The sequence below is a fragment of the Cryobacterium sp. TMT2-42-4 genome, assembly GCF_004402645.1.
Lineage (GTDB): Bacteria > Actinomycetota > Actinomycetes > Actinomycetales > Microbacteriaceae > Cryobacterium > Cryobacterium sandaracinum.
The window spans coordinates 34,540-56,646 of record NZ_SOFT01000045.1 but is presented as its reverse complement, the minus strand read 5'-3'; the positions used below and the strand labels follow the sequence as shown (position 1 = coordinate 56,646).

Genomic DNA, 22,107 nt, shown 5'->3' with positions numbered 1-22,107 from the left:
GCACCCCCGGTAGGCTGCTGAGGTGAATAGTCAGCGCCCAGCCCCCTCGATCGAGCCGTTCGACTCCCGTTCGGCCGCCGCCGAGCGCGCCCGGGTCGTCGCCGACCTGACCGACACGCAGGCGACCACGCTCGAGTCCTTGCTCGCCGTGCTCCGCTCCCGGGACACGAGCGACGCCTCGGCCCGGCAAACCGCGATCGACCTGGCCGCGACGGCGATGGTTGCGCTGCGCGCCGTCTCCGACCTCGACCGGTCCCTCACCGAGGAGCCCGTTGCTCAGGCCTTCGAACGCCTGCGCGACGACCTGCGCCCGCTCGTGCGCTTCGGCGACCTCGACGTGCAGTTCATCGAGCCGCCCGTGAACGGCCGGGCCCTGCCCGGCGAGGTGGCCCACGCCGCCCGGGCCATCGTGCGCGGCGCGGTCCTGGCTCTGGTCGAGCAGGCCGGGGTGGCCCGCGTGCGCGTGCACTGGGACTGCGACGGCAGCAACCTCTTGATCCACATCCGCGACGACGGCTCCGGCGACCTCACCCCGGACAGCCCGAGCGTCAGCCGGTTGACGAGCCGGGTGGCCGCACTGAACGGCACGCTGCGGCTGGAGGCGACGACCGGCTGGGGATCCGAAATGACCGTCAGCCTCCCCCTCGACGTGCCACTCGCACCGCTCACGGCCGCCGCCGCGTGGGGTCTCAGCCCGCGCGAGAAGGGCGTGCTCGAGCTGGTCGCCTCCGGCGCCCGCAACCGGGCGATCGCCGAGACGCTCTCGATCAGCGAGAACACGGTCAAGTTCCACGTCGCCAACCTGCTGCGCAAGGTGGGTGCCTCCACTCGGGCCGAGCTGGCAGCGCTCTCCCGCTGAGCCGCCGCCTCCGTGCAAAACTGGCCATCGCGCAGCATCCGTTCACACCGACGGATGCCCGCCGAGAGGACACACCATTGACGCCACCGAATGGGACACCCGCTACCGCCTCGCCCGTGAGGCCCAGGCCGGCCGGGCCGGACGCCTGTGGTCCGCGGTGCCGGCGCAGATCGTGCAGGACACCGTGAGCCCGTTCCCGCCGGGGCGTGCGCTGGACCTGGCCACCGGCGACGGTCGCAACGCGATCTGGCTGGCCGGCCACGGCTGGATGGTCACGGCGGTCGACTTCTCCGCCGAGGCCGTCGGCCAGGCCGAAGCGCACGCCGCCGAGGCAGGCGTGTCGGTGCACTGGCAGGTTGGCGACGCCACGACCTGGGATCCGGCAGGCGCAAGCTTCGACCTGGTCACCGTGATGTACCTGCACCTGCCCGAGCCCGCCTTGCGCGCCGTGCTGGCCCGCGCCGCCGGGTGGCTCTCCCCCGGCGGGCACCTGGTCGCGCTCGGGCACGACCAGGCCAACCTCGAGACCGGGGCTCCCGGACCCGGCGATCCGGCCATCCTCTACTCGCCCGAGCTGCTGCGTTCCTGCATCGACCCCGCAAGCCCGGGTGCCTCCCGGGTCGTGCGCTGCGAGACCATCCGCCGCGACCTCGCCACCGACCCGGAGGCCCCCGGCGACGGCGGCGCCGCCACGTTCGCCCTCGACACCCTGCTCGTCGTCGAAGCCTAATTACCCCCTGGGGTATACTGAAACCCCAGCGCACACGCCACGAGGGAGCCCGATGTCCACCAATCCGGATGCGCCCGCGCCCGTGACCCCGGACGCCCGCCCCATGCCCACGCCCGCCGACCACACGCCGCTGCAGCGCACGGTCGTGCGGGTGCTCATCGCAGGCCAGATCCTCGGTGGCATCGGCATGGGCGCCACGCTCTCCCTCGGCGCTCTGCTGGCCGCGCAGCTCTCCGGCTCCAGCGCCTGGTCGGGCATGGCCGCCACCATGAGCACCCTCGGCGCCGCCCTCGTGGCCGTACCGCTGGCCCGCCTGGCCCAGCGCCGCGGTCGCCGCCGCTCCCTAGCGACCGGCTCGCTCATCGCCGGCTCCGGCGCTGTTCTCGCCATCACCTCGGTCGCGGTCGACATCTTCCCGCTGCTCCTGCTGGCACTGATGCTCCTCGGCGCCGGATCGGCCACGAACCTGCAGGCCCGCTTCGCCGCCACCGACCTCGCGAGCACACAATTCCGGGCGCGCGACCTGTCCATCGTGGTCTGGTCGACGACCATCGGCGCCGTGCTCGGCCCGAACCTGTTCGGCCCCGGCGAGGTCGTGGGGAAGGCCCTCGGCCTGCCCCCGCTGACCGGTGCCTTCGCCTTCTCCCTGATCGCCACGGTCGGCGCGGCCGTCGTCTATACGGTCGGACTCCGCCCCGACCCGCTGCTCACCGCCCTTGCCGCACGCGAGGTCGACCCCGCCGGCGGCACGCGCCGCGGCGGCCTGGCCATCGTGCGCGTCAACCCGCAGGCCCGCTTCGCGGTGATCGTGATCGCCTGCAGCCACGCCACCATGGTCGCCCTGATGTCGATGGCCCCGGTGCACCTGCGCGACCACGGCGCCACCCTGACGCTGGTGGGGCTGACCATCAGCCTCCACGTCGCCGGCATGTACGCGCTCTCGCCCGTCTTCGGCTGGATGGCCGACCGGCTGGGACGGATGCCCGTCATTCTCATCGGTCAGGGCCTGTTGCTGGCCTCGCTGGCGATCTTCTGGCTGGCCGGGGAGTCACAAACGGCCATGACCGTGGGGCTGATCCTGCTCGGACTGGGCTGGTCGGCATCCGTCGTCGCCGGCTCGGCGCTGATCGCCGAGGCGGTGGACGTGCACGACCGCGCCGCCCTGCAGGGTTTCTCCGACCTGTCGATGAACGGGGCCGGTGCCCTCGGCGGAGCCCTGGCCGGCCTGATCCTGAGCGCGATCGGCTACTCCGGGCTCGGACTGGTCACCATGGTGCTCGCGGTCGCCATCGTGCTCTGGTCTGCCGTGCGCGGCACCACGGCCCGACCGGTCGGGCGCTGACCGGGTGAGTCCTGACGATTGGTTGATTCACTCTCGGCAGGTCCGAGTCGACCGCACCGCGTGGACGCTTTCCGCACAGCTGGCCTCAGACTCGGCCGACGCAGGCGCTGGAACACTGGCCGACCACCGCGCTGGCCGACCGGCCAGCTAGCGAACGGATGCCGGCGCGGGCTGCCTCCCCGCGGCGAGCGCGAGCAGCGCCGGAATGCCCACCGGCTCCTCCGCCAGCAGCGGCACCACCGCGAGCCGCGGGGCGCGTTTCTCGTGCACGTGCTCGAGCTCGGGGAGCTCGTTCCGGGCCCGCGCGAGCAGCAGTGGGTTGGTCGGCGCCGCCGCGGCGATCGAGTTGTTCACGATCCACGCCCACGGGGTGATGCCGGCCCGCTCCAGGTCGGCCTGTAGCTCCGCGGCCTCGAGCACGGGCGTGGTTTCGGCGAGGGTGACCAGGATCACCTTCGTCTGCTCCGGGTCCTGCAGCCGCATCATCGGCGTCGTCAGACGGATGCCGTCGCCCAGCTGCCGGGTGACCTCGCGGTGGTACGACCCGGTCGCATCCAGCAGCAGCAGGGTGTGGCCCGTGGGCGCGGTATCCATCACGACGAAGGTACCCTTCGCCTCCCGACTCACGCGGGAGAAGGCCTGGAACACGGCGATCTCCTCCGTGCACGGCGAACGCAGGTCCTCGCGGAGCATGGCTTGGCCCTGCGCGTCGAGGTGCGCGCCCTTCGTGCGCATGACCCGCTCGGTGTAGTTGGCGATTTCGACGGCCGGGTCGATCCGGGACACGGTCAGGTTCGCCAGCCCGCCGGCCAGGGTGTCGTCGAGGTGCGCGGCCGGGTCGGTCGTGGTGAGGTGCACGGGCAGCCCGCGTTCGGCGAGGCTGACGGCGATCGCCGCCGCGAGCGTGGTCTTGCCCACACCGCCCTTGCCCATCAGCATCACGAGGCCGTGGCCGCCGGCCTCGATCTCGTCGACGAGGGCCGAGAGCGGGGCCCCCGGAGCGACCGTGGCGATTCCGGTGCCCGGCGTCGGGACGACTTCAGGCTCGAGCAGGCTGCGGAGCGCGGCCAAGCCGACCATGTTGGTGCTCTTCAGGCCCACGTAGTCGGTGGGCGCGGTGCGCAGCCCCACGGGCATCGCGGCGAGCGCCTGCTGTTCGCGCGCCCGGATGGCGTCGAAGAGCGGGTCGGCCTCGGCGGGCGTGCCCGCATCGGCATCAGAATTCGTTGCCGGGCCGGCAGGCAGGATGCCGTTGACCACCAGGTGCTGACGCTTCATGCCGATGGCGGCGAGTTCTGCCTGGGTGCGGGCGGCCTCCCGCAGGGCGCCGCCCTGGGCGCGCGCCACGAGCACCAGCCGGGTCCGGGCAGGGTCGGCGAGGGCGGCCACGGCGTCGGCATAGACGGCGCGCTGCTTCTCGAGGCCGGAGAGCGGCCCGAGGCAGGACGCGTCGCCCGTGCCCTCGGTGAGGAAGTCGGTCCACGACCCGGGCAGCTGCAGCAGTCGGATGGTGTGCCCGGTGGGGGCCGTGTCGAAGAGGATGTGGTCGTACGCGGCCGTCCACGCGGCATCCGTCAGCAGGTCGGTGAACTCGTTGAACGAGGCGATCTCGGTGGTGCAGGCACCCGAGAGCTGCTCCTCGATCGAGGCCACCTCGGCGGGCGGCAGCAGGCCGCGCACCGGGCCGACGATGCGTTCGCGGTACTGCTCGGCCGCCTGCTCGGGGTCGATCTCAAGGGCCGACAGGCCGGGCACCGCCGCGATCGGCGTGACCGTGTTGCCGATGGTCACCCCGAAGACCTGGCCCACATTGGAGGCCGGATCGGTGCTGACCAGCAGCACGGATGCCCCGGACTCGGCCAGACGCACCGCGCTCGCGCACGCGATGGAGGTCTTGCCGACCCCGCCCTTGCCGGTGAAGAAGAGGAAACGTGGGGCGTCGTCGAGGAAGCGCAGGGTCGTCATGATCGGCCCTAGCAGCAGCAGCCGTTGCCGCAGCAGCCGGCATCGGCGCCCGCGGTATTTTCGGCGGTCTCGGTGGCCGTGGCGTCACCGGACCCGGCCATGGCTAGCAGCCGCACGGCTCCCTCCGGCTGCACGGCCGCACGGTGACTGGCCGCGCCGGTGTCCACAGCCGCCACGCCGGTCCAGTTCGCGAGCTCGGCGCGGGTCGGGTAGCGGCCGGTGAGCACGGTGGCTCCCCCTACGAGCGTGACGGGCAGGCCCTCCTGGCCGACGGTGTGCAGGAACTGGCGGGCCACCTCGTTCTCCACGAAGGCGAGGGGCTCCTGGGCCAGGTTGAATCGGGCAATGTCACCGCCGTTCGCGCGGGTGAAATCGAGGTCCGCGGAGAAGGTGACCAGCGCCTGGTCGACGTCGACTCCGCAGATGCCTGTGCCGCAGCACAGTCCCGGTTCGAAAATCTCGATGTGTGCCATGGGTGACCATCTCCTTGGCCGGCATCCAGCGGGGACGACTTGTCCGTGATGACGGTCCTCCCAGTATATCGACGCTTATCGATATTTGGCGACCCGCTTGCGTCAGCACCGGCTCCCGTTGCGCGCGCGGGAGTGGAAGACTGACTGCGGGCGCCTCTGCCCTGTCTCATCATTCAACCCGAAAGGCATGCGATGACCGACGCGCACGACGCCGCAGACCTTCTTCCGCTGCTTCTCGAGCAGGAACGTGTTATTCAGTTCGACTCCTTCGACGTGGGCGACGCCTGGGCCGTCGGGTCGCGGCTCGTGGAACTCGGCAACGCCCGGCGGCATCCGATCGCGGTGTCGATCATGTTCGGTGACCAGCGCGTCTTCCATGCCGCCCTGCCCGGTGCCTGCGCCGACAACGACGCCTGGCTCGAGAACAAGTTCCGGGTGGTGCGGCGCTTCGCCAACTCCTCCTACGCCGTGGGCACGCGCTTCCGAGCGAACTCCCGCGACTTCAGCACCGACTCGAACCTCGACCCGAACACACACGCCGCGCATGGCGGCGCCTTCCCCCTGCGCGTACGGGGCTCGCTCATCGGTGTCGTCGGCGTCTCCGGTCTGGCCCAGCGCGATGACCACGACCTTGTCGTCGAGGTTCTCGAGGAACACCGCCGCACGCACGGCTGACCCGCACCGCCCCCGGTCCAGATGTGAAAGTCTGGACCGAAGTCCCTGACCTGCTTCCGTTGGAGTATCCGTGACCGCCACACCTGTCCGTTCGATGCCGCAATTCGACGCGGGCATGCCCGACGACCGCATCACCCTACGGTTCATGGCCGTTCCCGCCGACGTCGCCGCTTCGGGCGCGACCGTGGCCGCCGGCAGCGTGCTCGAGTGGATTGACAAGGCCGCTTACGCCTGTGCGGTGGGCTGGAGCGCATCCGACACGGTCACCGCCTACGTCGGCAATGTGCACTTCACCCGGCCGATAGAGCCCGGCAACCTGGTCGAGGTGCACGCCCGCATCATTCACACCGGACGCACGAGCATGCATGTGCTTGTCACGGTCGAGACCACGGATGTACGCGCCCGGGAATACAGTCCGGCAACCCACTGCATCCTCGTTTTCGTCGCCGTCGACGATGCCGGGAAGCCGCAAGAAGTCCCCTCGTGGGTGCCCCGCTCCGACGTCGACCGGGAGCTGCAAGAGAACGCGACGGCACGGCTCGAGCCGCGCCAGCGTATCCAGACTGTTATGCGCTCACAGGAATATACCGATGACAGCACCACGCCACGCACGGTGTTCCGGTTTTTGGCGGACCCCGCCGATGCGAACTGGGGCGGCAACGCCCACGGCGGTACCGTGATGCGCTGGATCGATGAGGCCGCCTTCGCGACGGCGGCGGCCTGGAGTTCCGTGGCGGCCGTGGCCGTCTACTCGGGCGGCATCCACTTCTACCGGCCGATCCACATCGGGCACATCGTCGAAGTGGATGCCCGGCTCATCCACACTGGCAAGCACAGCATGCACGTCAGCATCCGGGTGCGCTCGGGCAGTCCACGCACGCCGCACGATTTGCACCTCACGACGCAATGCATGAGCATTTTCGTCGCACTCGGCGCGAACGGGCGCGCCGAGCCGGTAGAGCCGCTGACGCTGATCACCCCGGAAGACAAGCGCCTCGACCAGCACGCCCGGGACCTGATGGAATTGCGCGCGCCGCTCGTCACGATGCCCGTTGACCAGCTGCGCCTGCCGTGACCGGCGCGCCCTCACTGCCCGAACGAATTCGACACCGGTTCAGGGGAACCGCCGGGTCACTCCTGGGGTTCGTTCGCGTGCTCGGCGGCAGCGGCCAGTGCGGCGCGCTCGCTCTTCGAAAGCCGCGCGACGTAGGCGCGCTTGAGTTCGGCCCAGCGGGGCATCGAGACCTGGTTGGCAGGTACCTGCTCGTCTGAACCGGTGGGCGTGGTGCGGTCGGCCATGGTATTCAGCGACTCTCGCCGATGAGGGCGGCGCTCGGAGCGGACTGGCGGGACAGGAACGCCCGCTTCAGGGCCGCCCAACGCAGCAGGGACACGTAATGGGTAGCGGTGGATCCGGATGTATCAGTCAATGGTTCTCTCAGTCTCAAACGTGGTTTGAACGGCACGCCGCTGAGCCTGGTCCAATAGAAGAGCGATCGAGATTGTCACGGTAGAACATCGGGATCTGTCACGGTTGAGCATCGAGATGAAGACCGACCCACCGCCATCAGTGGACGGGATCGCAATCCAACAATCATACCGCGTCGCCTCTCAGGTCCACTATCTCCAGCCCGGCATCCGCCCAGACGCTCGGGCTAGAGTCAGCCGGATGCAACCGCCTCGCCCTGACGCCGACACCGCCGCCTCGACCCGGAACGCTCCGTCGACCGCACCGGGGAACGCGCCGTTCGCGGGCTTCGTTCAGGTGCGCGGGGCTCGGGAGAACAACCTCCGGAACGTCGACGTCGACGTTCCCCGGGACGCCATCGTGGCCTTCACCGGGGTCTCCGGCTCCGGAAAGTCGTCGCTGGCGTTCGGCACCATCTTCGCGGAGGCCCAGCGCCGGTTCCTGGAATCCGTCGCGCCCTACGCGCGCCGGCTGATCCAACAGGGCCACACCCCGCAGGTTGACGAGATCACGGGGTTGCCGCCGGCCGTGGCCCTGCAGCAGCGCCGAGGTGCACCCAGCTCCCGCTCGAGCGTGGGCACCCTGACCACCCTGTCCAACTCGCTGCGGATGCTGTACTCCCGGGCCGGCATGTACCCGGCGGATGCCCCACGCCTCGAGTCCGACTCCTTCTCCCCCAACACCGTGGCCGGCGCCTGCCCGCAGTGCCACGGCCTCGGCACGGCGCATACCGTGACCGAGGCAACCCTCGTGCCTGACCCTGCCCTGAGCATCCGTGACGGCGCCATCGCGGCCTGGCCGGGCGCCTGGCAGGGCAAGAACCTGCGGGACATCCTGATCACCCTTGGCTACGACGTGGACACTGCCTGGCAGGGCCTGCCGCGCTCTGCGCGGGACTGGATCCTCTTCACTGAGGAACAGCCCGTGGTGGAGGTCACCCCGCAGCGCGACCGCATCGCCAAGCCGTACCAGGGCCGGTTCTGGAGCGCGAAGAGCTATGTGCTGCACACCCTGGCCGACTCCAAGAGCCAGAGCCAGCGGGAGCGCGCGCTGCGTTTCGTCGAATCCGGCCCGTGTCCCCTGTGCGGGGGCAGCGGACTCACGCCCGCGGCCCTGGCGGTCACGGTGGCCGGCCGGTCGATCGCCCAGCTCAACCTGCTGCCGCTGACCGGGCTCGCCGAGCTGCTGCGCGCGACGCTCCGGGCGAGCGGCGCCGAGCACACCGCGGAGCCCACGGAGGCCGCCGTGACCCTCACCCGGGACCTGCTCGCCCGCATCGAGGTGCTGCTCGAACTGGGCCTCGGCTACCTGAGCCTCGGGCGCGCGACGCCCACCCTCTCCCCCGGCGAGATGCAGCGCCTGCGCATCGCCACCCAGCTGCGCTCGGGTCTGTTCGGTGTGATCTACGTGCTCGACGAACCGTCGGCCGGGCTGCACCCGGCCGACGCCGAACCACTGCTGCTCGTGCTGGAGCAGCTGAAGGCATCCGGCAACTCGGTCTTCGTCGTCGAGCACAACATGGACATCGTGCGCCGGGCCGACTGGGTCGTCGACGTGGGCCCGCTGGCCGGGGCGGGCGGCGGCGTCGTGCTCTACAGCGGACCCATCGCAGGTCTGGCCGATGTTCCGGAGTCGGTTACCCGGCAGTTCCTGTTCCCGGCCGCGCCGGAGCCTTCCGCGCCAGCCACGCCCCAGCCCGCGGCGCTGCGCACACCGGAACGCTGGCTGGGCCTGCACGGGGTCACCCGGCACAACCTCCGAGGCGTCGACGCCGGCTTCCCGCTCGGTGTGCTGACCGCGGTGACCGGCGTGTCCGGTTCCGGCAAGTCCACCCTGGTCAGCCAGGTTCTGGCGGATGCCGTGCGGCTCGCGCTGCATCCGGAGTCCGACGTCGTCGACGCCTCTGATCCGACGGCAGTTGCAGGCGCCGCCGCAGGCGCCGCTGACGACGACGGCGACGAACGCGGCGACTCCGAGCCGCGGGCGCGGGTCGACCGGATCACCGGCCTGGAGTCCGTGGACCGCCTGGTGCGCGTGGACCAGAAGCCGATCGGGCGCACTCCGCGCTCCAACCTGGCCACCTACACCGGGCTCTTCGACGCGGTGCGCGCGACCTTCGCGGCCACGGACGAGGCCCGGAAGCGCGGCTACGGCGCCGGACGGTTTTCCTTCAACGTGCCCGGCGGCCGCTGCGAGACCTGTCTCGGAGAGGGCTCGGTGAGCGTCGGGCTGCTCTTCCTGCCCGGCAGCTACACGCCCTGCCCGGCCTGCCTTGGCTCGCGCTACAACCCGGAGACCCTGCAGGTGACCTATCGGGGCAAGTCCATCGCCGACGTGCTCGGCCTGAGCGTCGAGGAGGCCGCCGGCTTCCTGGCCGACGTACCGGCCGCCGCCCGCAGCCTCGCCACCCTGCGTGAGGTCGGGCTCGGCTATCTCCGGCTCGGCCAGCCGGCCACCGAGCTCTCCGGTGGCGAGGCGCAGCGCATCAAGCTCGCCACCGAACTGCAGCGCGCCCGCCGCGGTCACACGATGTACCTCCTCGACGAGCCGACCACCGGACTGCACCCCGCGGATGTCCGCCTCCTCCTGGCCCAGCTGGGCCGCCTGGTCGACGCCGGCAACACGGTGATCGTGGTCGAGCACAACCTCGACGTGGTGGCCGCCGCCGACTGGGTGATCGACCTGGGTCCGGCCGGCGGCGATGCGGGCGGCGAGATCGTGGCGACCGGAACCCCGGCTGCCGTCGCACGGCATCCGCACAGCCGCACCGCGCCCTACCTTGCCCGCCGCCTGGCTGCTCGCTAGTTCGACGGGGCGCGTGCCATAGATTGAGAGGCGTACGTGTCGGCGCGAAGGAGCACTCATGACTGGTTGGCGGATCCGCGACTTTCACTCGGACGACCTCGACGGCATCCTTCGCCTCTGGGAAGAGATCACGGCCGCCAAGACGGAGCCCGTCTACGGCCTGTCCGAGGTGCTGGCCTCCTGCCAGAAGGATGACGCCGTGGTCGCCCTTGCCGGCGACGAGGTCGTCGGGGCCGCCGTGGGCCGCGCCGCCCATGCCCAGGGCTGGGTCGTCTTCCTCGCCACCGCGCAGCGCTACCAGGGCCGCGGCATCGGCACGGCCCTGCTGGCCGCCCTGGAGAAGAAGATGTCCCGGCACGCGTTGACCAAGCTGTCCGCGCTGATGCCCGAATCGGCCACGCGCGTCGACGCCTTCGTGAAGCGGGGTTTCGAGGTCAAGCAGCACCTGCGCTACTTCGAGCGCCACATCCCGGTGCAACGCGAGGAGCTGCGGTCGCTCAGCGAACTGGGCGGGCGCATCCTGCCGCGCGATCTCTGGGAGGGCGTCGGCGGCATGCGCACCGAAAAGGAGCTGCTCGAACGAAGGCTCGTCATGCCGCTGGCCAAACCCGACATGGCCGAACAGTACGGCGTCGTGCCACCGAAGGCTGTCGTGCTCTTCGGGCCTCCCGGAACGGGCAAGACCACCTTCGCAAAGGCCATCGCGTCGCGGCTGGAATGGCCCTTTGTCGAGGTCTTCCCCTCGCGGCTCGCGACCGACCCCAAGGGCCTTGCCGGTGCGCTCCGGGAGACCTTCCTGAAGATCTCCGAGCTGGAGCACGCGGTCGTCTTCATCGACGAGGTCGAGGAGATCGCGGCGCAACGCGGCGGCGAACCACCCTCGGCGCTGCAGGGCGTCACCAATGAACTGCTGAAGATCATTCCCGCCTTCCGCGAGCAGCCCGGCCGGCTCCTGGTCTGCGCCACGAACTTCATCCGCGCCCTCGATTCCGCCTTCCTCCGGCACGGACGCTTCGACTACGTCATCCCGATCGGGCTTCCGGATGTCGCCGCCCGCCAGGCCATCTGGGAGCGCTACATCCCCAAGGGCAGGAAAAGCACGGTCGACCTGAGCGCGCTCGTCACCGCGAGCGACGGGTTCTCACCAGCCGACATCGAGTACGCCGCCCGGCGCGCCTCCCAGCAGGCGCTGGAACGCGCACTGTTCGAGGGGGCGGACGAGTCGACGCCCGGCGGCCCGGGCACCGAGGACTACCTGGTCGCGATCCGGTCGACCCGCACCACCGTGTCGGCCCAGGTCGCCAGCGAATTCCTGGAGGACATCGAGCGGCTCGCCCGGCTCTGAGCACGAGGTGCCCGGCAACGGACACCGCGTCAGGCCGGCAGCCTCAGGCCCCGAGGCCCCGTTCGGCTCGGCCCGATTCCTGGATGAACTCGGTCAGGGTGGCCTCGATCGTGGCATACGACCAGCGGTACGCGGCATCCTCGTCGCGCGCGAACAGCGCCTCGGCCAGCTGATTGTGCCGGTGTGCCGACGGCGGCGTGTACTCGGTGATGGTGAAGCGCTTCTCCTCCTCGCGCGTGCGGAGGAGCGCCGCGACCGTGCCGGCGAAGTGCCCCATCACGCTGTTGCCGGAGGCGATCAGGATCAGGGAGTGGAACTCGATGTCGGCCTCGAGGAACCCGCGACCGTCGCCGGCAAGGTCAGCCGCGACCATGCCCTCGGCCGCCGCCCGCACCGCGTCCAGCTGCTCGGCGGTCATCAGGCGCGCGCTCAGCCGGGCGGCCACAGGCTCGATGCCGAGGCGCAGTTCCAGCATCTCGCGCATCTGGGTGAGATAGTCGGTGCCGCGTCCGCGCCAGTAGATGATCTGCGGGTGCATCAGGTCCCAGGAGGCACGGGGCAGCACCTGGGTGCCCACCCGCTGCCGCGGCTCGACCATACCCAGCGACTGCAGCACCCGCAGTGCCTCGCGCAGCACGGAGCGAGAGACCGCGAATTCCTCGCTGATCTCGTCCAGGTTCAGGATGTCGCCGGTCAGGTATCCGCCGTCGACGATCTGTTGGCCCAGCGAGTTCACCACCCGCGCATGCAGCCCTCGCTCACTCCACACTCCTGCGCCCGCCCCATGGTTCATCTCAGCTTCTCCCTGCGGACTGGCCGCGCGCGTCGTCGCGTCCGCGCGACGTCCCCCATCGTGATCGTACCGGCGCTGGTCCCGGAGTCGCGATTCGTGTGCCACACTCAAATATCTGATTAATCAGATTATTGGACGATGAGGTCGCAGTGAAGCAGCCTCGGAATGGAAATTCAGATGATTCTTCCCTACGCGGCTCCGGTGGTTCCGATTGAACCGGCCGGCAGCGACCTCCAGCTCATCCTCGCCGCCCTCGTCGGCGTCGCGGTGATCATCCTGCTCATCACCTGGCTCAAGGTGCATCCGTTCCTCGCCCTCTCGATCGGCGCCGTGGGCGTCGGGGTCGGGGCCGGCCTCGCTCCCGCCGCCGCCGTCACGAGCTTCAGCGCCGGCTTCGGCGCCACCATGGCCGGCGTCGGAATCCTGGTCGGCTTCGGCGCCATGTTCGGCAAGCTGCTGGCCGACTCCGGCGGAGCCGACCGCATCGTCGACTCGCTGGTGACGCGCTCGAGCGCCCGCACCCTGCCGTGGACGATGGCCCTGATCGGCGGGCTGATCGGCCTGCCGATGTTCTTCGAAGTCGGACTCGTGCTGCTCATCCCGGTGATCATCCTGGTGGCCCGCCGCAGCGGGCTCTCGCTCATCCGCATCGCCATCCCGGCCCTCGCCGGCCTGTCCGTCATGCACGGCCTGGTGCCGCCGCACCCCGGTCCGCTCGTGGCCGTGACCACTCTCGATGCGAACCTCGGACTCACTCTCGCGATCGGCGTGCTCATCGCCATTCCGACCGTCATCATCGCCGGCCCGATCTTCAGCAGGTTCGCGAGCCGTTGGGTCTCCGTGCCCGTGCCGGCCCTGTTCCTCACCAACGAGGAACAGGGTCTGGGCGAGAACAGTCGGCGCCCGAGCTTCCTGATCACCATCTCGGGCATCCTGCTCCCCGTCGTGCTGATGCTCGCCCGATCGATCGCCGACGCCATCGACCCGGGCTCCACCTCGCCTCTCAACGCCACGCTCGACTTCCTCGGCACGCCGATGATCGCCCTCGGCATCGCCGTGATCTACGCGATGATCGTCTTCGGTCGCGGTGGCGGCATGGACCGCGCCGGGGTCGCCAGGTCCCTCTCCGACTCCCTCCCGCCGATCGCGGGCATCCTGCTCATCGTGGGCGCGGGCGGCGGGTTCAAGCAGGTGCTCATCGACACCGGCATCGGCACCGTCATCGCCGACGCCGTGGCCGGCAGCAGCGTCTCGGTGCTCGTGCTGGCCTGGTTCGTCGCCGCCCTGATCCGAGTCGCTACCGGGTCGGCCACCGTCGCCACCGTGACGGCCGCCGGCATCCTCGCCCCCGTCGCGGCCAGCCTGGGCAGCACGGATGTCTCGCTGATGGTTCTCGCCATCGGCGCCGGTTCGCTCTTCCTCTCCCACGTCAACGATGCCGGGTTCTGGCTCGTCAAGGAGTACCTCGGCACGACCGTCGGGCAGAATCTGAAGACCTGGACCGTGATGGAGTGCCTGATCTCCGTGGTCGGCCTTGCCGGCGTCCTCCTGCTGAATATCGTGATCTAGCATGTTCGAGACTCAGCAGCCCGTGCTCGTGATCATGGGCATCTCCGGATCCGGCAAGTCCACCGTGGCAGGGCTCCTCGCCGGCCAGCTCGGCTGGGACCTCGAGGAGGGCGACGACCTCCACCCCCAGGCGAACATCGACAAGATGTCCGCCGGTCGGCCTCTGAACGACGAGGACCGCGCACCCTGGCTCGACACGGTCTCCTCGTGGATCATCGAGCACACCATGGCGGGGGTGCCGGGCATCATCACCTGCTCGGCGCTCAAGCGCCGCTACCGCGACGTGCTGCGCGAGCACAACGTGATCTTCGTGCACCTGACCGGGTCGACGGACCTGATCGGGCGCCGGCTTGCGACGCGCCACGACCACTACATGCCGACCTCCCTGCTCGATTCGCAGGTGGCCACACTCGAGGCGCCCGACGCCGACGAGCGCGCGATCTCCATCAACGCCGGCCGCGCTCCGGCCGAAGAGGCCGCCGAGATCGTGCGGCGGCTCGGGCTCACGCCCCGGCCCGGCTCGTCGAGCCTGGGCGCGCGAGAACCGGGCAAGTCCTCGGTGCCGGGGTCGCGAGCGATTTCCTGATCGGGTCTGGCGAGTGTCGGCGGCATGAACTACACTCGCAGAACCGAATGGATGTTCGAGAGTATTAAGGGAGCCACGCATGCCTCAGATCATTGACGCAGTCGTCGACGTGGAGCTGTCCGTCGACGGCGACCCGCGCGCGTTCATCTGGAACCGGTTCGAACACACCGTCATCGGCCAGCCGCAGGCGATCTTCACCCGCACTCGCTGGTGGGAGAACGCCGGCGGCGTGCCGTCCCGCATCGACACCGAGCTCTGGCGCCTCGATGCCTCGCGCGGCGACGAGGAACAACACCGTTACGACCTGCGCCGCGACACCGACGGGTCGTGGGTGCTCGCGCTCGACTGGGGGTGAGCCCACTCCCAGCCGGCACCGATCCGCCCGGGTATAGCCTGAGCGGGTATCCAGGCTCAACGACCGGCCAGACGGATGCCCAGACCACAGTTCGGACGGAGGCGGCATGCGGCACACGCGCGGTGCCATCTCCTTCCGTCGTAGCCGCCACGTCTTCCACTTCGCCGTGCTGGCCGTGCTCACACTGGCCGCGATGCTGCTCTGCCTGCTCGCCGTGCACTCGGCCGGAACCGGGCACGGCCTGGCTCACCCACCGGCCCACAGCCTGTCCGCAGCCCCGACATCGTCAACGCCAGTGACCGCGACCGCGATGGCGGTCGGCGCGCATTCCGCGACCGCCCACACCGCAAAATCCCCCGACACCGTCGGCAACGCCGACACCCACTCGATGTCGGGCCTGGCCGCCCTCTCGATGACCTGTTCCCTGCTGCTGATCCTGGGCGCCCTGATTGTGCTGTCCCGGCGCCCGTCGTTCTACCGACGCCTGCTCGAGGCCGGCGGCTTCATCGTCAGCTCCTTCCGCGAGATCCCGCTGCACCTGCACCGGCCCAGCCTCACCCTGCTCTCCATCAGCCGCACCTAGGCCGAAACCCTCGCCAGCGCACCCCCACCGGACTGCGCGGCCCGGCCGCATCCCGGCCCCGGTTTCTCACGCTTTGCCGACGAATGGAACACCAATGCTCAGAACCACCCGCACGCTCCGCACCTCCATGATCGCCGCCGCCGTGCTGACCACGGCGCTTACCCTGAGCGGCTGCGGCAGCACGCCCCCGGCCGCGGGCACCCCGGCCGCCGGCGGCTCACGCGCCGCCGCCAACGCCGCGGATATCGACTTCGCCCAGATGATGATCCCCCACCACGAGCAGGCCGTCGAGATGAGCGAGAACCTGCTCGCCAAGCGCGGCACCGACCCGCGCGTCACCGCCCTGGCGACCGAGATCAAGGCAGCGCAGGAGCCCGAGATCACCCGGTTGACCGATTGGCTGGGCGAGTGGGGCGCCGACACGGGCGGCATGTCCGACATGGACCACGGCACCGACGGCATGATGAGCGAGGCAGACCTGATGACGATGGACGAGGCCTCGGGCTCCGGGGCCGACCAGGTGTTCCTCGAGCTCATGATCGCGCACCACGAGGGCGCCATCGCCATGGCGCAAACGCACCAGAACGAGGGAAGCAACACCGACGCACAGGCCCTCTCAGCCACCATCGTCGACTCGCAGTCCGCCGAAATCGCCGTCATGACCGACCTCCTCACCGAGTTCTGACCCATGACGACGTCCAGAAGAACCATCCGCCTCGGCGGCGCCACCGTGATCACGGTCGGCCTCGCGGCCGCACTGGCCGCCTGCGCGCCCACCCCAGCGACTCCGTCAACCGGCACGCCCACCACCACCACGGCCTTCGAACACGTCCACGGCCTCGGCGCCGACCCGTCCACCGGCGCGACCTATGCCGGCACGCACCAGGGCGTGTGGCAAATCCCGACCGGCCTGCTCCCCGACAGCTACCTGGCCGGGGCGCCGGATGCCGAGATCACCCGGCCCACCCCGACCGACGGCCCGGCCTTCGACGCCATGGGCTTCACCGTGGCCGGGCCGGGCCTGCTGCTGGCGTCCGGGCATCCGGGCTCCGACACGTCCACGTTGTCGGCCCCGAATGTGGGGCTGATCAGCAGCGCGGATGCGGCGGCCACCTGGTCGAACGTCTCCCTCGCCGGCGAGACCGACTTCCACGACCTCGACGCGGTGACCCTGCCGACGGGCGCCCTGCGCGTCTACGGCTACGACGCCGCCGCCGGCACGGTCAGCATCAGCGACGACGACGGGGCCACCTGGTCGCCCGGAGCCGCGGTGGCGCTGCGCGACCTCGCCGCCGACCCGGCGACCCCGGACCGGGTCTTCGCGACCACCGAAAACGGCCTCGCCGTGAGCGAGGATGCCGGGCGCACGTTCGGGACGCTCTCCGGCGCACCGATGCTGTACCTGATCGACGTTCAGGATGCCGCTGCCGGCGGCGGCGTCGTCGGCATCGATCCCGACGGCGTGGTCTGGCACCAGGAGACCGGAGGTGGAACCTGGACCCGCGGCGGGCGAACCGAGGGTACCCCGGAGGCCTTTGCCGTCGTCGGCGGCAGCATGCCCTGGCTCCTCGCCGCCGACCAGCGAGGGGTTGTCGCGAGTGACGACTTCGGCCTTACCTGGACCGTGCTCGTTGCGGCCCAGGCCTAGACCGGTGCGACGGATGAAGCCATGACCACCACGCTCCCAGCCGGTTCCCAGCCACGCCGGGCAAAACCCGCTGCTCGCCTAGAATGAGCCGGAAAGAATTGAAGGACATGAAGCACACTGGGTTGTTCCGGCGCACACCACCGGTTGCGGTCGAGACCGGCCGTCTCGCCGATTTCGCCTACCTCGAACCCGGCGCGGTCTACCTCGACTCCGCCTGTCAAAGCCTCCGGCCGCAGCCGGTCCTCGATGCCCTGACCGAGTACTACACGGCGTACAACGCCTGCGGCGGGCGCGTGAAGTACGCCTGGGGCACCCGCGTCGACCGGGAGGTGCAGGACGCCCGCCGGGCCGTGCTCGAGCTGCTCGGCCTCTCCGGCCGGGGTCACGCGGTCTCCTTCACCCTCAACACGACCTTCGGCCTGAACCTGCTGTTGCAACAGCTGCCGCAGGGCCGGTTCGGGCAGATGGTCACGAGCCACATCGAGCACAATTCGGTCTTCCTGCCCACCATGACGGCGGCGACCCGACTGGGGGTGCCCCGCCTAGTGCTCGACCGCGCCCCCGACGGCGCCCTGATCTACCGGCCGGCCCAGCTCGAACGCGCGATCGTGGTCGTCAACGCGGCCTCCAACATCGACGGGCGTCTACTTACCAACCTCACCGACCTGGTGCGCGACACCCACGCCCGCGGCGGCATCGTCATCCTCGACGCCGCGCAGGCCATGGCGCACGAACGCACCCTGCTGGCCAAAACCGAGGCCGACGCGCTCTGCTTCTCCGCCCACAAGATCTACGGCGCCAGCCTCGGCGTGGTCGTCGCCACCCACGAGCTGCTCGGTTCCCTCGAACTCACCTTCGTGGGCGGCGGCATGGTCGCGGATGTCCGCGAAGACTCCTACGACCTTCTCGCCAACGACCCGGGCGCCCTGCTCGAACCCGGGCTGCAGGCCTGGGGCGAGATCATCGCCCTGCACCGTGCGATCGAGTGGCTGGGACAGGTGCGCCCCGGCGGCCGGCCCGCTGCCGAGCACCTTCAGGGTCTCTCGCAGCGGCTCTTCGAGGGTCTCGGCGACATCCCCGGCCTCACTCTGGTCAACACCGCGGCCAGCCCGGTGATCAGCGTCTACGCCCCGAAACAGGATTCGCACCGGCTCGCAGTGTTCCTCTCCCAGTCCCACATCATGGTGCGCAGCGGCTACTTCTGCGCCCACCACTACCTGAAAGACCAGCTCGGGCTGCCGCCGCTGCTGCGCTTCTCGCTCGGACTGCACTCAACCACGGCCGATGTCGATCAGGCCGCACAGGCCCTCGCGCGCCTGATGAAAGGCCTCTCCTAAGTGTTCTGCATTGCCGCATTCATCGTTCTCGTTTTCATGGCGGCCGTGTCGGCACGATACCGCCGCTACCTCGGCAAGGCGTGGAACTGCACCCTCCGCCGGGTCACGTTCCGCCCCTGCGACACCACCTTCAAGCAGGACATCAAGGACCACCTGCTCGCGCCGCTGGCGGTGCGCCGTCCGAAGCTCGTCGGCCCGGCATCCGTCGCCCTCGAGGTGGTCGCGCTGCTCGTGGTGCTCACCACCGTCTGGAGCGCATACGTCGTCGTCAAGAGCGGTGTGAACCTGTACGTCTACGGCACCTGCAACAAGCAGGATTCCGCATCCTGCAGCCTGGGCGCCGAGGCCTGCTCGATCCCCGACCAGACGCCCACCTTCGGCGAGTCCCTGCTCTCCGGCGACGTGATCGGCGCCTTCGGCAACGACTTCGCCAGCCTCGGCGAGACGTTCTCGGCGATCCCCTCCCGCATGCAGAACTGGGAGGCCGAGGAATACCTGCCCGCCAACGCCAGCTACCTGGGCGTCTACGACGCGAAGAAGGAAACCGCGCTCGAGGTCATCGACCCCGGCTGCACCTACTGCCTGCAGCTGTTCAACAACATCGAGGAGGCCGGGTTCGACGACCGGATGAACCTCACCTACATCGCCTACCCGATCGCCGCCGACGACGGCTACAAGTTCCAGAACTCGCTGCTCGTCACCCAGTACCTCGAGGCGCTGCGGCTGAACCCTCTCGCCGACGCCGCCACGCCGGTCGACTGGGAGATCCTGCGCCGGATCTACACGGAAGACGATTACAAGGGCGTTTCCTGGCAGAGCGTGATCAACGGCGCCGAGCCGGCTGTCGCCACCACGCTGCTGCAGGACTGGTCGGCTGAATTCGGCCTGAGCCCGGAACAGGTCGCCGCCGTGGCATCCGTCGCCGCCTCCGACGAGGTCGCCGACATCATCGCCGCGAACACGCGGCTGGTCGAGGAGAGCATCCACACCGTGAAGATCCCGACGATCATCTTCGACGGCCGCCGTCACGACGGCCTGGTCTCGGTGGGCGACCTGGACTAGCCCGGCGAGACTGTGAACGGCTAGACCGGCTTGACGACCATCAGCACGACCACGACCACCAGGAGCAGCGAGACGATGCCCGAGCCCATGGCCACGCGCGAGTAGCCGGCGACCTTGGCGCCGACGACCCGGGTGCCGCTGGCGGACTGCTCGGCGAGGAGCTCCGAAACCGACTTCATGGCCGGAACCACCAGGAACAGGCTGAGTACGAGGGCCACCGCGTAGAGCACGATCGACAGCCAGATCCAGGTCGACGCGAGGGACGCGTTGTCCCTGAAGCTCACCGCGCCGAAACCGAGGAACACCACCAGCAGCGACAGCAGAGTGAAGAGATTGGTGGACTTCGCCAGTGAGGCCACCTGGCCGGCTTCCCCGGCCCGCATGGAGCGCATGGCGGTCATGGGGAGGATGGCCATGGGCCCGACGATGAAGACGCCGGTGACAATGTGCAGGGTGTTGAGGAGATCCATTTCTCCAGCGTAGGCCCCGCCGTCCGCTCGCCGGTGAACCGACGTGTTTGACGGGGTGCCCGCCAGGACCCCTCACGGGTGTCGTTTCGCGGCCCGCACCTCGGGGTGGTCGTCGGGTAGGGCGTGCCGGGAGCCGGCGCGCAGCAGCACGAGGTTCTTCCGCTCCCAGTCGAGCACGGCCTGCCGCTGCGGCTCGATCGCCCGACCTTCCGCGCAAACCGCGGCGGTGCGCCCGCAGACGCAGGCCAGCGGCATGCCCTCCACACTGTGGTGCAGCTGCCCGATCCGCCAGAGCACGGCCATGGCCCAGTCGAGCTGACGATGCGCAAGCTCGGTCTTCCGCTCGGCGCGCCGCACCAGGTCACTCTCGAGGAGCGCGCGGACCCCGGCGCTCTTCGTGCGGTCGGACTCGCCGGCCACGACGCCGCGCAGCTCCACCACCTGGGCCATGAGCCCGTCGATCACCGCCTGCTTCTCGGCATCAGCCCCCGCCGACTTCTCGGCGAACTGACGGTGGTTCTCCTGCTGGTCGGCGTATTGCCCGACCCACAGCTTGATGTGCTCCGCGTCCCGGCGGGTGGCCTTTTCCGCCCCCAGGTGGTGCAGGCAGGATGCGCAGACCACCTGGTCGGTCGCCGAGGTGAACGTGAACGGCTGCAGTGACTGGCAGCAGAAGCACTGCGCCCGGATGGCCACATACAACGGATACGGGTGGGTCACGGTTGGTCCTTCGTTAGCCTTCTTGAGCCCTATCGCCGAGCGTACCCAATCGGTGGGATTCCGGGGTCACCCGCGGATGGCGGCCATCCGTTCGGCCAGTTGCGCGGGCGTCAGCGGCGCGCCTCCCCCGATGAAGGACCTCCCTGGGCCGCGGGATTTCCTGCTGGGGATGAGGGCTCCGTCCCCGGCCTCCGGGCCGGGCCCTTCTCGCAGCATCCCACCGGGCACGCATCCGTCCACGGTCCGAGCGCGGTGAGCGCGCAGCGTTCCGTGGTCGACGCCGGCGTCAGTCGCTCGAGCAACAGGTCGACGAGCCCCGCCACGAACTCCCGGTGCAGGCCGGGGGTCGACACCCGGGCAAATCCCAGGTCGTGCGCGGCGGCAGTGGCCGCCGCCTCCGTGTCGAGGTCCCAGGAGACCTCCATGTGGTCGGAGATGAATCCGATCGGCACCACGACGACGGCTCGCGTGCCGGCCGCGGCGAGCACGACGATGACGTCGTTGACGTCAGGTTCGAGCCAAGGCATTTCGGGCGGACCCGACCGCGACTGGAATGCCAGAGACCAGGCCGGGGTGGCGTCGGCCGCTGTGCCGTCGTCCGCCACCGCTGAAACGGCGGCCATCACCACCTCCGCGACGGCCCGGTGCTGCGCCTCGTAGGCCCCGCCGGCACCGAAGGATCGCTCGCGTGGGCCACTCTGCTCGGCATCCGCCATCGGGATGGAGTGGGTTGTGAAGAGCACGTGAACGTCGTCCGGGGCCAGGCCCTGCCGGGCGAAGTCGGCGAGGGCGGAGCAGACGCCGAGCACGAACGGGGCGACGAAGCCGGGATGGTCGAAGTAGGGGCGAACCGCGTCGATGCGCACGGCGTCGCCGAGCCCGGTGGCGCACCGCGCCTCAACCAGGTCTTCCCGGTACTGCCGGCAGCTCGAGTAGGAGCTGTACGCGCTCGTCGTGAGCGCGAGCAATCGGGTGTGGCCGGCGTCGACGGCCGCAGTCACGGCGTCTCGCAGGTACGGAACCCAATTGCGGTTCCCCCAGTACACCGGCACGAAGGTGCCTCGGGCGGCCAGTTCGGTCTGGAGCGCGTTACGGAGCGCCCGGTTTTGTCCGTTGACCGGGCTCACACCACCCGAGGCGCGGTAGTGGGCGGCCACGGTTTCGAGGCGTGCCTCCGGAATTCCGCGGCCCCGGGTGACGTTCCGGAGGAACGGGATGACGTCGTCCTGGCCCTCGGGGCCTCCGAAGCCGAGGAGGACCACGGCGTCGTACCCGGCTGGCTCCGCGGCAGGCACGGGCACGAGGCCATCCACGGGCTGAGA

Annotated in this window: 23 protein-coding genes; 15 read left to right on the top strand and 8 right to left on the bottom strand. The window is 69.9% G+C overall.

Features of this window, described 5'->3' with window-relative positions; genetic code table 11:
* Positions 1-22: 22 nt before the first annotated feature.
* The 3 genes from E3O18_RS15005 (at position 23) to E3O18_RS14995 (ending at position 2,931) form a co-directional block, all read left to right on the top strand.
* A complete protein-coding gene (locus E3O18_RS15005) occupies positions 23-859 on the top strand; it encodes a LuxR C-terminal-related transcriptional regulator (protein WP_134394315.1) in 837 nt (278 codons plus the stop codon).
* Complete coding sequence (locus E3O18_RS15000) at positions 819-1,589, top strand: class I SAM-dependent methyltransferase (RefSeq protein WP_134418439.1); 771 nt, start codon at positions 819-821, stop codon at positions 1,587-1,589. The genes E3O18_RS15005 and E3O18_RS15000 overlap by 41 nt, the downstream gene beginning before the upstream one ends.
* Before the next feature lie 103 nt (positions 1,590-1,692).
* Positions 1,693-2,931, top strand: coding sequence for an MFS transporter (locus E3O18_RS14995; RefSeq protein WP_166784947.1), 1,239 nt, complete (start codon positions 1,693-1,695; stop codon positions 2,929-2,931).
* Positions 2,932-3,078: 147 nt separating this feature from the next.
* On the opposite strand, the gene arsA is transcribed toward E3O18_RS14995, so the two are convergent.
* Together arsA and arsD are read right to left on the bottom strand one after the other, a co-directional pair.
* Complete coding sequence (arsA, locus tag E3O18_RS14990; protein ID WP_277870898.1) at positions 3,079-4,896, bottom strand: arsenical pump-driving ATPase; 1,818 nt, start codon at positions 4,894-4,896, stop codon at positions 3,079-3,081.
* Positions 4,897-4,904: 8 nt separating this feature from the next.
* Positions 4,905-5,369: an arsenite efflux transporter metallochaperone ArsD gene (gene arsD / locus E3O18_RS14985; RefSeq protein ID WP_134418437.1), complete on the bottom strand. Its 465-nt coding sequence runs from the start codon at positions 5,367-5,369 to the stop codon at positions 4,905-4,907.
* A gap of 192 nt (positions 5,370-5,561) precedes the next feature.
* Here arsD and E3O18_RS14980 point away from each other — a divergent pair, with 192 nt between their 5' ends.
* Positions 5,562-6,044 (top strand): heme-degrading domain-containing protein, encoded by a 483-nt coding sequence (locus E3O18_RS14980; protein ID WP_134394311.1) that lies wholly within the window; start codon positions 5,562-5,564, stop codon positions 6,042-6,044.
* A 70-nt stretch (positions 6,045-6,114) separates the two neighbouring features.
* Positions 6,115-7,119 (top strand): acyl-CoA thioesterase, encoded by a 1,005-nt coding sequence (locus tag E3O18_RS14975; protein WP_241978212.1) that lies wholly within the window; start codon positions 6,115-6,117, stop codon positions 7,117-7,119.
* 56 nt (positions 7,120-7,175) lie between these two features.
* Here E3O18_RS14975 and E3O18_RS16205 read toward each other — a convergent pair whose 3' ends face one another.
* The gene (locus E3O18_RS16205) at positions 7,176-7,343 is read right to left on the bottom strand and encodes a hypothetical protein (protein WP_166784566.1); all 168 of its coding nucleotides are present in this window, start codon (positions 7,341-7,343) and stop codon (positions 7,176-7,178) included.
* 5 nt (positions 7,344-7,348) lie between these two features.
* Entirely contained in the window at positions 7,349-7,474 is a 126-nt protein-coding gene (locus tag E3O18_RS16820) for a hypothetical protein (protein WP_255570041.1), read from the bottom strand.
* A gap of 239 nt (positions 7,475-7,713) precedes the next feature.
* On the opposite strand from E3O18_RS16820, the gene E3O18_RS14970 reads away from it, so the two are divergent.
* Together E3O18_RS14970 and E3O18_RS14965 are read left to right on the top strand one after the other, a co-directional pair.
* Positions 7,714-10,317, top strand: a complete 2,604-nt coding sequence (locus tag E3O18_RS14970; protein WP_134418435.1) for an excinuclease ABC subunit UvrA — start codon at positions 7,714-7,716, stop codon at positions 10,315-10,317.
* Positions 10,318-10,375: 58 nt separating this feature from the next.
* Positions 10,376-11,662: a GNAT family N-acetyltransferase gene (locus E3O18_RS14965; RefSeq protein ID WP_134394309.1), complete on the top strand. Its 1,287-nt coding sequence runs from the start codon at positions 10,376-10,378 to the stop codon at positions 11,660-11,662.
* 43 nt (positions 11,663-11,705) lie between these two features.
* Here E3O18_RS14965 and E3O18_RS14960 read toward each other — a convergent pair whose 3' ends face one another.
* A complete protein-coding gene (locus tag E3O18_RS14960) occupies positions 11,706-12,401 on the bottom strand; it encodes an FCD domain-containing protein (protein ID WP_166784946.1) in 696 nt (231 codons plus the stop codon).
* 231 nt (positions 12,402-12,632) lie between these two features.
* On the opposite strand from E3O18_RS14960, the gene E3O18_RS14955 reads away from it, so the two are divergent.
* From E3O18_RS14955 to E3O18_RS14920, 8 genes are all read left to right on the top strand, one after another.
* On the top strand, positions 12,633-14,024 hold the full coding sequence (locus E3O18_RS14955) for a gluconate:H+ symporter (protein ID WP_134394325.1): 1,392 nt from the start codon (positions 12,633-12,635) through the stop codon (positions 14,022-14,024).
* Between the two features lies 1 nt (position 14,025).
* Positions 14,026-14,610, top strand: coding sequence for a gluconokinase (locus tag E3O18_RS14950; RefSeq protein ID WP_134418433.1), 585 nt, complete (start codon positions 14,026-14,028; stop codon positions 14,608-14,610).
* A gap of 79 nt (positions 14,611-14,689) precedes the next feature.
* Positions 14,690-14,965 carry a hypothetical protein gene (locus tag E3O18_RS14945; protein ID WP_104100589.1) on the top strand — a complete coding sequence of 92 codons (276 nt, stop codon included), beginning with the start codon at positions 14,690-14,692 and terminating at the stop codon, positions 14,963-14,965.
* A gap of 106 nt (positions 14,966-15,071) precedes the next feature.
* Positions 15,072-15,548: a hypothetical protein gene (locus E3O18_RS14940; RefSeq protein ID WP_134418432.1), complete on the top strand. Its 477-nt coding sequence runs from the start codon at positions 15,072-15,074 to the stop codon at positions 15,546-15,548.
* A gap of 94 nt (positions 15,549-15,642) precedes the next feature.
* The gene (locus tag E3O18_RS14935) at positions 15,643-16,233 is read left to right on the top strand and encodes a DUF305 domain-containing protein (protein WP_134418431.1); all 591 of its coding nucleotides are present in this window, start codon (positions 15,643-15,645) and stop codon (positions 16,231-16,233) included.
* A gap of 3 nt (positions 16,234-16,236) precedes the next feature.
* Positions 16,237-17,196, top strand: a complete 960-nt coding sequence (locus E3O18_RS14930) for a F510_1955 family glycosylhydrolase (RefSeq protein WP_134418430.1) — start codon at positions 16,237-16,239, stop codon at positions 17,194-17,196.
* A gap of 107 nt (positions 17,197-17,303) precedes the next feature.
* The gene (locus E3O18_RS14925; protein ID WP_166784945.1) at positions 17,304-18,533 is read left to right on the top strand and encodes an aminotransferase class V-fold PLP-dependent enzyme; all 1,230 of its coding nucleotides are present in this window, start codon (positions 17,304-17,306) and stop codon (positions 18,531-18,533) included.
* Positions 18,534-19,595 carry a hypothetical protein gene (locus tag E3O18_RS14920; RefSeq protein WP_134418427.1) on the top strand — a complete coding sequence of 354 codons (1,062 nt, stop codon included), beginning with the start codon at positions 18,534-18,536 and terminating at the stop codon, positions 19,593-19,595. It begins immediately after the preceding gene.
* Between the two features lie 20 nt (positions 19,596-19,615).
* On the opposite strand, the gene E3O18_RS14915 is transcribed toward E3O18_RS14920, so the two are convergent.
* The 3 genes from E3O18_RS14915 to E3O18_RS14905 form a co-directional block, all read right to left on the bottom strand.
* Positions 19,616-20,065 carry a DUF2269 family protein gene (locus E3O18_RS14915; RefSeq protein ID WP_134395241.1) on the bottom strand — a complete coding sequence of 150 codons (450 nt, stop codon included), beginning with the start codon at positions 20,063-20,065 and terminating at the stop codon, positions 19,616-19,618.
* A gap of 72 nt (positions 20,066-20,137) precedes the next feature.
* Positions 20,138-20,785: a hypothetical protein gene (locus E3O18_RS14910; protein WP_134418426.1), complete on the bottom strand. Its 648-nt coding sequence runs from the start codon at positions 20,783-20,785 to the stop codon at positions 20,138-20,140.
* 110 nt (positions 20,786-20,895) lie between these two features.
* A complete protein-coding gene (locus tag E3O18_RS14905) occupies positions 20,896-22,098 on the bottom strand; it encodes a ferrochelatase (RefSeq protein WP_241976614.1) in 1,203 nt (400 codons plus the stop codon).
* Positions 22,099-22,107 lie beyond the last annotated feature (9 nt).